General features: G+C 71.8%; 12 protein-coding genes and 1 tRNA gene. 8 read left to right on the top strand and 5 right to left on the bottom strand.

The annotated features are described in order from the left end of the window. Positions 1-71 precede the first annotated feature (71 nt). Positions 72-1,121, top strand: coding sequence for a ligase-associated DNA damage response exonuclease (locus H2038_RS05525; protein WP_292110130.1), 1,050 nt, complete (start codon positions 72-74; stop codon positions 1,119-1,121). Here H2038_RS05525 and H2038_RS05520 read toward each other — a convergent pair. Next, positions 1,100-2,710 (bottom strand): response regulator, encoded by a 1,611-nt coding sequence (locus tag H2038_RS05520; protein ID WP_292110126.1) that lies wholly within the window; start codon positions 2,708-2,710, stop codon positions 1,100-1,102. The two genes, H2038_RS05525 and H2038_RS05520, sit on opposite strands and share 22 nt — an antisense overlap. A 188-nt stretch (positions 2,711-2,898) precedes the next feature. Between H2038_RS05520 and queC the strand changes: the two genes are divergently transcribed. The 4 genes from queC to H2038_RS05500 are packed head-to-tail and all read left to right on the top strand — an operon-like array spanning position 2,899 to position 5,085. Continuing rightward, a complete protein-coding gene (gene queC, locus H2038_RS05515; protein WP_292110124.1) occupies positions 2,899-3,618 on the top strand; it encodes a 7-cyano-7-deazaguanine synthase QueC in 720 nt (239 codons plus the stop codon). Further along, positions 3,615-4,250: a 7-carboxy-7-deazaguanine synthase gene (queE, locus tag H2038_RS05510; protein WP_292110122.1), complete on the top strand. Its 636-nt coding sequence runs from the start codon at positions 3,615-3,617 to the stop codon at positions 4,248-4,250. The genes queC and queE overlap by 4 nt, the downstream gene beginning before the upstream one ends. Beyond that, on the top strand, positions 4,250-4,618 hold the full coding sequence (locus H2038_RS05505) for a 6-carboxytetrahydropterin synthase (protein ID WP_292110120.1): 369 nt from the start codon (positions 4,250-4,252) through the stop codon (positions 4,616-4,618). Before queE ends, H2038_RS05505 begins: the two co-directional genes overlap by 1 nt. Next, on the top strand, positions 4,615-5,085 hold the full coding sequence (locus tag H2038_RS05500; RefSeq protein ID WP_292110117.1) for a GNAT family N-acetyltransferase: 471 nt from the start codon (positions 4,615-4,617) through the stop codon (positions 5,083-5,085). The genes H2038_RS05505 and H2038_RS05500 overlap by 4 nt, the downstream gene beginning before the upstream one ends. On the opposite strand, the gene H2038_RS05495 is transcribed toward H2038_RS05500, so the two are convergent. From H2038_RS05495 to H2038_RS05480, 4 genes are all read right to left on the bottom strand, one after another. Next, positions 5,082-5,354, bottom strand: a complete 273-nt coding sequence (locus H2038_RS05495) for a hypothetical protein (RefSeq protein ID WP_292110114.1) — start codon at positions 5,352-5,354, stop codon at positions 5,082-5,084. The genes H2038_RS05500 and H2038_RS05495 overlap by 4 nt on opposite strands. A gap of 67 nt (positions 5,355-5,421) precedes the next feature. Next, positions 5,422-5,646, bottom strand: coding sequence for a hypothetical protein (locus H2038_RS05490; RefSeq protein ID WP_292110111.1), 225 nt, complete (start codon positions 5,644-5,646; stop codon positions 5,422-5,424). Between the two features lie 80 nt (positions 5,647-5,726). After that, a tRNA-Val gene (locus tag H2038_RS05485) sits at positions 5,727-5,803 on the bottom strand. Positions 5,804-5,829: 26 nt separating this feature from the next. Then, the gene (locus H2038_RS05480) at positions 5,830-9,123 is read right to left on the bottom strand and encodes an autotransporter outer membrane beta-barrel domain-containing protein (protein WP_292110109.1); all 3,294 of its coding nucleotides are present in this window, start codon (positions 9,121-9,123) and stop codon (positions 5,830-5,832) included. Positions 9,124-9,324: 201 nt separating this feature from the next. On the opposite strand from H2038_RS05480, the gene H2038_RS05475 reads away from it, so the two are divergent. The 3 genes from H2038_RS05475 to H2038_RS05465 are packed head-to-tail and all read left to right on the top strand — an operon-like array spanning position 9,325 to position 11,787. Then, positions 9,325-10,215 (top strand): SPFH domain-containing protein, encoded by an 891-nt coding sequence (locus H2038_RS05475; RefSeq protein ID WP_292110107.1) that lies wholly within the window; start codon positions 9,325-9,327, stop codon positions 10,213-10,215. Between the two features lie 32 nt (positions 10,216-10,247). Beyond that, the gene (locus H2038_RS05470) at positions 10,248-10,403 is read left to right on the top strand and encodes a hypothetical protein (RefSeq protein ID WP_292110104.1); all 156 of its coding nucleotides are present in this window, start codon (positions 10,248-10,250) and stop codon (positions 10,401-10,403) included. A gap of 31 nt (positions 10,404-10,434) precedes the next feature. After that, the gene (locus tag H2038_RS05465; protein ID WP_292110101.1) at positions 10,435-11,787 is read left to right on the top strand and encodes a glycosyltransferase; all 1,353 of its coding nucleotides are present in this window, start codon (positions 10,435-10,437) and stop codon (positions 11,785-11,787) included. Positions 11,788-11,853 lie beyond the last annotated feature (66 nt).

The following is an 11,853-nucleotide window of genomic DNA, read 5'->3' as shown; positions in this document are numbered from 1 at the left end:
CTATTCCCCGGCCGGGCGGTTGAGCGCAAGCGCTGCTCGTGCGTTCCTGAGGCTGTCGGTCGAGGAGGCGCATGATCCGGTTCGAGGAGCTGCTGAGGCCCACGCCCGAAGGGCTGTACTGTCCGCCGGGCGATTTCCACATCGATCCGGTGGTTCCCACGCCGCGGGCGGTGATCACCCACGGCCACGCCGACCACGCGCGCGCGGGTCACGGCGCCGTGCTGGCGACGCCGCAGACCCTCGCCATCATGGCCGAGCGCTATGGCGAGGATTTCGCGGGCCGACAGGAGCCGGCCGACTACGGGGAAACCGTGAGCCGCGACGGAGTGGAGGTCACCCTCGCGCCCGCGGGCCACGTGCTGGGCTCGGCCCAGGCGGTGATCCGCTGGCGCGGGCTGACCATGGTGGTGTCCGGCGACTACAAGCGCCGCCGCGACCCCACCTGCCGGCCGTTCGAGCCGGTCCCGTGCCACGTCTTCGTGTCGGAGGCGACCTTCGGCCTGCCGGTCTTCGTGCACCCGCCGGCCGGGGACGAGATCGCCCGCCTGGTCGCCTCGCTGCGCCAGTTCCCCGAGCGGGCCCACCTCGTCGGCGCCTATGCGCTCGGCAAGGCGCAGCGGGTGATCCGGCTGCTGCGCGAGGCGGGCTGGGAGCGGCCGATCTACGTCCATGGGGCCCTCGAGCGGCTGAACCGGCTGTACGAGCGGGAGGGGGTGGCGCTGGGGCCGCTGGCTCCGGCCACCGGCCTGCCCCCCGGCAGCCTCGCCGGGGAGGTGGCGCTCGCGCCGCCGTCGGCCATCCAGGACCGCTGGTCGCGGCGCTTCGCCGATCCGGTGCGGGCCTTCGCCTCCGGCTGGATGCTGGTCCGGGCCCGGGCCCGGCAGCGCGGGGTGGAGCTGCCGCTGGTCCTCTCCGACCACGCCGACTGGCCGGAGCTGACCGCCACCTTCGCCGAGCTGCGGCCCGAGGAGGTGTGGATCACCCACGGCCGCGAGGAGGGGCTGCTGCGCTGGTGCGAGCTGAACGGCCAGCCGGCGCGGGCGCTGCGGCTGGTCGGCTATGACGAGGAGGACGAGGAGGCGGCGACCGCGCCGGACGATCAGGCGACCGAGCGGTCCTGAGCGGCGGCGCCGGCGGCCTGTTCCAGGGCGGCGTTCATGGCCATGCGCAGGCGCTCCGGCTTGATCGGCTTCTCGACCACCGCGGCCATGCCGATCGACAGGTAGCGCCGCGCGTCATCCGGGTCCGCGTTGGCGGTCAGGGCGACGATCGGAATGGTCCTCTCCGGCCCCGGCAGGGCGCGGATCGCCTTGGTCGCCTCGACGCCGTCCATCCGCGGCATCTTGATGTCCATCAGCACCAGGTCGAAGCGGCGCTCCTTGACGCAGGCCACGGCCTCCACGCCGTCCTCCGCCGTCTCCGAGGTGCAGCCGAACATCTCGCACAGCGCCTGGGCGACGACCCGGTTGGTGGCGTTGTCGTCGACGATCAGGACGTGCGGGCTGTCCTGGAGGTCGAGGTCGGGCAGGTTCTCCACATTGGAGTCGGCGTCCGCCGCGACTTCGGCGCGCGGCGCCTCGAGCACGAAGGCGAAGGTGGCGCCACGGCCGCGGTTGTTCTCGGCCCAGATGCGCCCGCCCATCCGGTCGATCAGCTGCCGGCAGATCGGCAGGCCCAGACCGGCGCCGCCGGCGCCCCCGGAGGCGGCGAACGGCTCGAAAAGGGTCTCGACGCGCGACAGATCCACGCCCGGCCCGTCGTCGCGGACCCGAGCCTCGAGCCGCACCGCCTCGCCGACCGAGGTCGCGCGCAGGGCCGCTTCCACCACGCCGCTGCGGGCGTGCTTGAGGGCGTTGCCGATCAGGTTGTCGAAGACCTGGCGCACGCGCGGGCCGTCCATGAGCGCGGCCAGTTCGGTGTCGCCCTCGTAGCCCACCATCAGGGCGACGTTGTTCTCGGCCGCGCGCGGCTCCCAGTCCGCCTGAACCTCGTCCATCAGCGCGCGCAGCGGCGTCACGGCGGGAGAGAGCTCCAGTTCCCCGGCCTCGGCGCGGGCGAGGTCCAGCGCGTCCTGCAGGGTGCGCAGCAGGGCCTCCGAGGAGTCCATGATGGTCGTCACGTGCGCCTGCGCCTGCCGGTTCAGCGGCTGGCGGCGGAGCAGGTCCGCGACCGCGAGCACGCCGTTCATCGGCGTGCGCAGCTCGTGGCTCATCAGGGCCATGAACTCGGCCTTGGAGCGGGCCGCCGCGCGGGCCTGGCTGCGCGAGTCGGACAGGGCGCGGGCTTCCTCGGCGAGGGCTTCGTTCCGCTTCCGCTGGTGATCGTTGACCGCCTTGAGCAGCGAGATCGCCGTGCCCACCCCGTGATAGCGGCCCTCGCGCGTCACGATGAAGCCGCGCATCAGCGCGGCCGGACCGCCCCGCAGAAGCGTGTCGCAGAAGGCGTCGATCTCGACCCCGGCCTCTACGACGGCCGGTTCGGAATCCATGACATGGGTCACGGGGCGGTTGGCGTAGGCGGCGTAGCCGAAGGCGCCGGCGATGCGGAGCAGGAAGTCGTTGCGCTCGACGAGGCCGACCGGCCGGCCGTTGTCGACCACCGGGATGACGAGGGTGTCGGGTTCGCGGACGAGGCGTGCGAAAACCTCGCTGCCGGGCGTCTCCGGTGCGATCGCCTCGGCGCGTTCGGTGAGAGCCTCGATCGTCGGCATACTGGCCGGCACTCCACTGCAATACATTGACAAATGACGGCAACGCTTTGCGGAAGGGTTAACCCGCGTCGCGCGGCGTCGTGCGGCTTTTGCGCCCCGCCGGGGGTTGGTGTAGAAGGCCGGCCCGTATCCATACGGCTTCACCTTCCTGTCCATGCGCGCGGCCGACGGCCGACCGCAGGTTTGTCATGAGCGAAATCGGCCAGACTCCCCAAACGTCCGCGCTCGTCCTGTTCTCCGGCGGACAGGACAGCGCGACCTGCCTCGCCTGGGCGCTGGAGCGGTTCGAGCGCGTCGAGACCGTCGGCTTCGACTACGGCCAGCGGCACGGCGTCGAGATGCAGGCCCGGCTGGAGGTGCGCGACGGGATGGCGGGCCTGCGCCCGGCCTGGGCGACGCGCCTGGGCCCCGACCACGTGGTCGACCTGACCGGCTACGGCCGCATCGCCGACAGCGCCCTGACCGCCGAGCGGGCGATCGAGATGGACGCGCGCGGGCTGCCGACCACCTTCGTGCCGGGCCGCAATCTCGTCTTCCTGACCGTGGCGGCGGCCCTCGCCGACCGGCGGGGGCTCGAGGCGCTGGTCGGCGGCATGTGCGAGACCGACTACTCCGGCTATCCCGACTGCCGGCGCGACACGCTCGACGCCATGGCGCAGGCCCTGTCGCTGGGGCTGGACCATCCCGTCAGGATCGAGACCCCGCTGATGCGCCTGACCAAGGCGGAGACCTGGGCGCTTGCGCAGGATCTCGGCGGATCGGCGCTCGTCGAACTGATCCTCGAGTCCTCGCACACCTGCTACCGCGGCGAACGCGGACGCCGCCACGCCTGGGGCTACGGCTGCGGCGCCTGCCCGGCCTGCGAGCTCCGCCAGGCGGGGTACGAGGAATGGGCGGCGCGGCGATGAGCTACGCTGCGAAGGAGATCTTCCTGACGGTGCAGGGGGAGGGCGGCCAGGCCGGCCGCCCGGCGGTGTTCCTGCGCTTCGCCGGCTGCAACCTCTGGAACGGCCTTGAACGCGACCGCGCCTCCGCCGTCTGCAGCTTCTGCGACACCGACTTCGTGGGCGTCGACGGCGACGGCGGCGGGCGGTTCGCGACGCCCGAGGCGCTCGCCGAGCGGGTCGCCGGGCTGTGGCGCGGGCGCGACGGCGATCCGAAGCTGGTCGTCTGCACCGGCGGCGAACCGCTGCTGCAGCTCGACCCGCCGCTGATCGCGGCCCTGCACGCGCGGGGCTTCGAGGTGGCGATCGAGACCAACGGCACGCTCGCGGCCCCCGACGGGATCGACTGGATCTGCGTCAGCCCCAAGGCCGACGCGCCGCTGGCGCAGACCTCCGGCCAGGAGCTGAAGCTGGTCTTTCCGCAGCCTCTGGCCATGCCCGAGCGGTTCGAGACCCTCGCCTTCGAGCGCTTCTGGCTCCAGCCCATGGACGGCCCGGAGCGGGAGGCGAACACCGCCGCCGCCATCGACTACTGCCTGCGCCACCCGCGCTGGCGCCTCAGCGTCCAGACCCACAAGTACATCGGCGTCCGCTAATGCCCGTCTTCGAAATCACCAAACAGGCCACCTTCGACGCGGCCCACCACTTCCCCGACGAGCCGGAGGGCAGCATCTACCGGCGGCTGCACGGCCATTCGTTCACCGTCGAGGCCACGGTGCGCTCCGAAACCCTGGACGACGCCCACGGCTGGGTCGCCGATCTCGGCGCCCTGGACCGGGCGCTGAAGGCGGCGGCGGAGGAGCTGGACCACGGGCTGCTGAACGAGAAGCCGGGACTGGAGCTGCCGAGCCTCGAGAACCTCTGCCTCTGGTTCGCCCGCCGCCTGCAGCCCGACTGGCCGGGCCTGTGCCGGGTGCAGGTGGCCCGTCCGACCATCAACGAACGCTGCGTGATGACCCTGTGATCCGCCTCCGACCCGCGGCCGTCGGCGATGCGGACGCCATGGCGCAGGTCTACGCACGCGCCGTGCGCGGCCTGGGCGCCCGCGACTATGCGCCGGAGCAGGTCGAGGCCTGGGCCGGGCAGGGGCCGACCGGGGACGGCTTGCGCCGGCGGCTCGCGGACGGACGGCGGTGCTGGGTGGCGGTGGACGCGGATGACCAAGTATGCGCCTTCGTCGATCTGGAGGCCGACGGGCACATCGACCTCCTGTACGCGGCTCCGGAGGCGGCGGGGACCGGGGTGGCGAGCCGCCTGCTGGACGAGCTCGAACGCGCCGCCCGCCAGGACGGGATGCGCCGCCTGTACGTCGAGGCCAGCGAGGGGGCGCGCCGCGTCTTCCTGAAGCGCGGCTATGCGGACCTCGGCCGGCGCGACTTCGCCATCGCCGGGGTCGCCATTCACAACTACGCCATGGAGCTGGGGCTCTAGCAGTCGCGGCCCTGGCTCCGGCGCTGCTCGCACCGGCGCTGCTGGCGTTCCCACGCCCGCTGCTCGCGCTCCCGCTTCGCCCGGGTCTCCTCGTCGGAGGTGGTGACCGCGTCGACGCCCGCCCCGATCACCGCGCCGGTCGCCTTCGCCGTGCCGCCCACGACGGCGCCCGCCGTGCCCACGACCGCGCCGACGAGGCAGCCCTGCAGCAGCAGCGCCGCGGCGACGAGGCCGCCGAGCGGGATGACCTTGCGGGCGTGCGGGATCATGCGGCCGTTCTCCGTGAGGCCGTAGCGTTAACCGTCAAAGGTGAACGTCGTCTGACCCGACGCCGATTCAGTCGCTGTCGGAGTCGTCCTCGCTCGCGACCGCGATGGCGGTGAAGCCGGCCACGAACAGGATGGCGAACGGCAGACCCGCGAGCTGGGCGCCGGCGGGAGCCGCGCCTTCCGACATGCCCCCGACGCGATCCTGCACGCGCGGCGCGGCCGTATTGGCGGCGGCGGCCTGGCCGGCGACGAGAGCCGCGGCGGCCGCAGCGGCGATCAGGGTCTTCTTCATGGTGTTCCTCCGACGCATGACGCGAAGTGCACCAACGCGCGAGCCGCCGTCAGGTTCCGGCGGCGGCGCCGCAGGCGCTATGGTGGGCGGCGAGGGGTTCGAACCCCCGACCCCCTCGGTGTAAACGAGGTGCTCTGACCAGCTGAGCTAGCCGCCCGTAGCGCTCCGTGGCCGGCTTCCGGGTCAGAACCGGAAGCTGGCCCGCAGGAACAGCATGTAGCGCACGTAGTCGTCGATCATCTCGGCGTCGGCGCTGACCGAAAGCATGCCCAGCTCGTTGCCGACGTTCAGGCGGAAACCGACGATCGGGCCGCCGCCCTCGATGGTGTCGGGCGTGAGCGTGAAGTCGGGGCCGCCGGACCGGAAGCGCGCGATCGTCTCGCCGGGATCGACAGAGATGTTCTGGCGCCAGCCGACCCGCAGCTCGGGCTTCAGCCAGCTGTCCTGGCCCATGGCCATGCCGAAGTTGACCGCCGCGGTGGCCGAGAACATGTGGCCCTCGCGGTCGTCGATCTCCAGATCGAAGCCGTCGCCGCCGCCTTCCTCCACATGGCCGTCCTCGCTGAGCGCGAAGTACTCGGCGAAAATCTCCGGACGGATGCTGAAGCGGCCGAAGCTGCGCTCGTAGGAGGCGCCGGCGGCCGCGGCGAGCGAGAAGCCGTTCCAGTCCGAGCTGTTGGACAGGTTCAGGCCTGCGCCCACCAGGCGACGCTCGGATTCGAAGGTGGCGTAGCCGGCGGCGGCGCGGGCCCAGGTCGTCCAGTGCTGCCCCTGGGCGCGCCAGTAGAGCCCGAGCTCCAGCAGGTTGGCCGACAGGACTTCCTCGGCCTCGGACTCGGGATCCTCGAGGTCCGACGAGGTGAAGGCGACCGACAGGCCCACGGCGCCGAGGCCGGAGCCCCGCTCCACGCCGCCGGCCACCCCGAAGCCTTCGGAACGGAAGCCGTAGGTGTCGGTGCGATCCTTGTCGGCGTAGAAGTTGATCTCCTGCACCCAGGCGCTGGTCTCGCCCGGCGCGACGGTGGCGTTGCGGCCGGTCAGCGCACGGGTCACCGCGTCGACGCCGGACGCCAGCGACAGCAGCGGTCCGCCCGAGTGCTCCGGAAGCAGCTGTTCGTAGAGGTCGATGAATCCGGCGCGATCCGTCTGCGCCAGGAAGGCGTCGCGGATGCCGGAGTCCCGGCCCAGCGCGTCATAGAAGGCGTCGTAGAGCGAGGCCTCGACGGGGATCAGTTCGGCTTCCGCCGTCGTCCGCTGCCGCACGTCGGCGAATACGATGCCGTTCGCCGCGTCCACGCCGCCGTCGACCACATACAGGTAGGGCGAGTTGGACTGGAACGAATCCATGTCGATCGAGCCGGCGGTCAGGGTCGCGGCGTCGATCAGGGTGAACCGCCCCGGGTCGGTGATCAGCGAGCTGAACCGGACGCCCAGTCCGGCCCCGTCGGCAAGGGTCGCGGCCCCGGTCACGTTGAAGCCGCCCGAACCGCCGCTGGCGGGATCGAGCGTGACCACCAGGTCGCCCTGGCTGCCGATGTTGAGGCTGGAGATGGTGGTGGGCGTAACCTGGCCCGCCGCCAGCGTTCCGTTCGCGATGTTCACCGACAGCAGGCCGTCGCTGTCCGTGATCGCGCCGCGCACCTCGGCGCCGCCCGTGATGGACAGGGTGTCCGCGCCATTTCCGAAGGAGATGTCGCCGTTCACCACTCCGTTGCGGATGTCGGCCGTGTCGGCGCCGGACCCGAACCGGATGGCCCCCACCGTCGTCGGCTCGCTCGCGTCAGGCACGCCGTCGCCGTCGCTGTCGGGGTTCGAGGCGGACACGCCGCCGGCGACCCCGTTCTGCAGGAAGGTGACCCCGGTGGTGTTCGCAGCGACGTCGATGGCCACGGTCACGCCCGTTGCGGCGGAGCCGTCCTTGTTCGCGCCGCGCTGCGTCCTGATGGCGCCCGTGTTGGTGATCGAGGTCAGCGTCCCGCTGAGATCGCGGATGCCGTAGAGGTCAGCGTTGCCCGTTTCGCTGGCGATGAACATCGTGCCGCTGGTCGACAGGCTGGGCAGGCTGGCGCCGGCGTCGATCTGCACGCCGACAGCCCTCCCGCCGGAGCCGCCCACGCCGGCGGTGATGCTCGAACTGTTCACGAGCGTCGGCGTCGACGCGCCGGCGCCGAACCGGATGGCCGTCGCGTTGGCGGCGTTGGCGCCGGCTCCGATCGACCCGGCGTTGCGAACCCCGCCGTCGACCGTGACCGTCTGTCCGGCGCCGCCGAACTGCAGGCCGGTCGCGTCGACGCCGGCGTAGACGCCCTGGCCGGTGATCGCGCCGCGGTTGATCAGCCCGTAGGCGCGGTCGCCGGTTCCGGCGACGCCGAGGGTGACCGGGCCGGTCGTGGATCCGACGACCACCGCAGGCGCGGCGCCGAAGCTCGTGATCGTGGCCGTGCCCTCGGAACTGTCGGGAATGCCGTCGCCGTCGCGGTCGGAGTCGTTGCGGTTGATCGTGCCGTCGCCGTCGTCGTCCTCGTCGCCGTTCTTGACCCCGTCGTTGTCGTCGTCGCCTTCGATGCCGTTCACGCCGTAGGACGGGCCCGTGTCGAAGATGACGCCGTGGGTGACGTTTCCGGCGATCCGGACCGCGGGGCCGCCCTGGAGCAGATCATCGGCGTCCAGCTCGTCGAGGAGCAGGATGTCGTCGTCATTGTCGGGCGTCTCGACGAATCCGTCGGGCCGGACGGGCGGCGGCGTCGTGAAGCGGTAGCCGCTCGCGCTGACGGAGCCGAGGAAGACCGCGCTGCCGTCCACGCCGCCTTCGAGCGACACGCCGACGGCGCCGGCGCCGCGGGCGCTGATGGCGCTGCTGAGAGTCACGTCGCCGGTGATGGCGCCGGTGGTGCGCACGCCGAAGCTGTTGTCCCCGACGACGCTGAGCGACCCGAGGCTGGTCAGGTCGCCGACCAGCGGCGCCTCGATGGAGATCGCCGCCGAGTTGACGCCTTCGACCGTGATCGAGGCGCCGTTCTCGATGAGGACATTGCCCGTCAGGGGCGCGGCGCCGACGACCCGCACGCCGTAGCGGTCGGAGCCCGCCGCCCACGGGCCGTCCGGGTCGCCGTCCTTGTCCGTATCGGTCTCGCCGGAGATGTTGTCGGAGATCGCGATCGACCCGCCGACCGTGATGTTCGCGGTGTTGCCGCCGTTGGCCAGAATGGCGGTGGCCCCGCTCGCGGCGTTCTCCATCGTGATCCGGCCGCCCGAATCGATGTCGACGCCGTGGCTGGAATTCACGGTCACGGCGGCGCCCGCGTTGACGTTGATCGCTCCGCCGCTGGCGATGCGGATGCTGTCGGCGCCTGTGCCCGTCGCGTTCGCGGTGGTGATCGGCGACGTCCGCGCGGTCGAGATCACCACTTCGGCCATGGCGCCGGAGGCCGCCATCAGGGGGGCGATCGCCACCGCGGTCGCGAGCAGAATACGCATTCGGATAGAAACCCCTGTGGTCGACGCGCGCAGAGACGCCGGCGATCCTCTAACAGGGACCATGCCAGCCTGCCTCAAGTTTCTCGAATTTGAGGCGAATGCAAGGCCGCCGGCCGGGACGCCGATCGTCGCGAAGCGTGACCATTGCCTCAGCCCCGGGGAAACTGATATCACTTTCATATCGACATCGAGGGGCATGCCATGAGCGAGCTTTCCACCACCCACTCCCGTTCCGCCGAACGGCCCGCGAAGACGGCCAACGGCATCCTGATGCTGCTGCTGGGTCTGGCGCTGCTGATCCTCGGCCCCGTGAGCATCGGGCTGGATCCCGGAAATCCGGTGCTGGTCGTGGCCGGCGTGCTGGCGGGGACCATCGGCCTGCTGGCCCTGTGCGGCCTGTACTCGCTGCAGCCCAATGAGGGGATGGCGATCCTGCTGTTCGGCGACTACCGCGGCACCGACCGCGCGACCGGCCTGCGTTGGGTCCTGCCCTGGTACAGCCGGAAGAAGATCAGCCTGCGGGTTCGCAACCTGACCAGCGACAAGCTGAAGGTGAACGACCGGCGCGGCAATCCGATCGAGATCGCGGCCAACGTCGTCTGGCGGGTGGAGGATTCCGCCCAGGCGCTGTTCGACGTCGACGACTATCAGGCTTTTGTGAACATCCAGGTCGACACCGGCCTGCGCGACATGGCCTCGCACTACGCCTACGATCACGGCGAGGAGCACGAGCTCACCCTGCGCGCCGACGCAGAGGAGGTCGCCGCCCGGCTGCGCGAGGAGCTGGCGGGACGGGTGAAGGTGGCCGGCGTCGTCGTGGACGAGGCCCGGCTGGCGCACCTGGCCTATGCGCCCGAGATCGCCAGCGCCATGCTCAAGCGGCAGCAGGCCGAGGCCGTGCTGGCGGCCCGCCGGCTGATCGTGAAGGGCGCGGTCGGCATGGTCGAGAACGCGCTCACCGACCTCAACGAGCGCGGCGTGGTCGACCTCGACGAGGACCGCAAGGCGGCCATGGTCTCCAACCTGCTGGTCGTGCTGTGCGCCGACCGCGAGGCGCAGCCCGTGGTCAACACCGGCACCCTGTACGGCTGATCATGGCGGGCCGGCCGCGCAAACCTTTCCTGATGCGGGCCTCTCCGGCGGTGATGGCGGCGGTCGAGAGGTTGGCCGCCGCCGAGCTGCGCTCGGTCAACGCCCAGCTTGAGGTGCTCCTGCGCGAGGCGCTGGCCCGACGCGGCGTGCGGACGCACGACGATCCTCCGGACGCGGAGGACGCTTGAGCTTTGCCTTGACGGGGGGTAGGGCGCGACCATGGTGAAGTCCCACATGTCCCGGGTCCGCAAGGCCCGCCGCATCCACAAGCGGGTCCAGCGCGTTGGCAAGGCCAACGTCGGCGCCACGGAAAGGGAGCTCATGAGCCTCGCGGGTCTGGAAGTGCAGGAAGGGGAGCTGCGCCTGTTTCCCGGCTGGGACGAGGAGGTCTCCGAGACGCTGAGGGCCACGAGGGCGGCCGCCGAGGACGCCCGGCCGCGGTTCGTCGACACGACCATGCTGTACGCGCCCAAGTCGGGCGGGGTGAAGCGCTACCTGTTGTCCAAGAAGGCCTGGCTGGAGGCCAACCGTCCGGGCGTCGCGCACAGCCTCGTGGTCCCCGGTGCCCACCACCGGGCGGGGCCGGACGGCATCGTCCAGCTGCACGCCGCCAAGCTGCCGTTCGGCGACGGCTACCGCTGGCCGACCTCGGTGCGGCGTTGGGCCGCCTGGGTGGCGTCGCTGCACCCGACCCTGATCGAGGCCGGCGATCCCTACACCCCCGGCCAGGGGGCCCTGGAGGCGGGCCAGCGGGCCGGGTGCCCCGTGGTCGGCTTCTGCCACTCCGATCCGGCCGGCCTCGCCGCCCTGCATTTCGGCGAATGGGCCAAGAAGCCGGTCGAGAAGCGCTGGGCCCGGCTGTTCGGCCAGTTCGACCGCGTGATCTCGCCCAGCCGCTACATCGCGCGCCGGCTGGAGGAGGCCGGCATCCGGGACATCGTGATCCAGCCGCTGGGGGTCGAGGTCGACACCTTCCACCCCGACCGCCGCGACCGCGACTGGCTGCTGAAGAAGCTCGGCCTGCCCGCCTCGGCGCGGGTGCTGTGCTTCGCCGGCCGTCCCGCCCGCGAGAAGAACATCGACCTGCTGATCGAGGCCGTGCAGCGCCTCGGCGATCCCTACCACCTGGTGCTGGTCGGGGCGGGGCAGGGGCTGCCGCCGGAGGAGCGGGTGATCTCCCTGCCGTACGAGGCCAACCCGAGGGCGGTGGCGAAGATCATCGCCAGCTGCGACGCCTTCGTGCACGCCAACGACAAGGAGCCCTTCGGCCTGATCGTGCTGGAGGCCATGGCCTGCGGGCGGCCCGTGGTGGGGGTGAACGCCGGGGGCGTGAAGGAGACCGTCGACGAGAGCGTCGGCCAGCTGTCGCCGACCACCGATCCGCGGGACTACGCCGCCGCCGTCGAGGCCCTGTTCGCGCGCGACGTCGAGGCCGTCGGGGCCGCGGCGCGGCAGAGGGCGGTCGACCGCTTCGCCTGGAACCGGGTGTTCGAGGACCTGTGCATGACCTACGCCGACGTGTCCGGCGAACGGGCCTTCGTCGAGCCGGCGGGAGCGTGGGCGGAGCACTGAGCCGCGGGCGTGGGCGAGGGGGCGGCTTGCCGCCGCCTCATGGCCGCCGTACCCATCGGAAAAGGG

This window comes from Brevundimonas sp., from assembly GCF_013912005.1.
In the GTDB taxonomy this organism is placed as follows: Bacteria; Pseudomonadota; Alphaproteobacteria; order Caulobacterales; family Caulobacteraceae; genus Brevundimonas.
The sequence above is the reverse complement of the archived record's forward strand: the minus strand, read 5'-3'. Positions and strand labels throughout refer to the sequence as shown.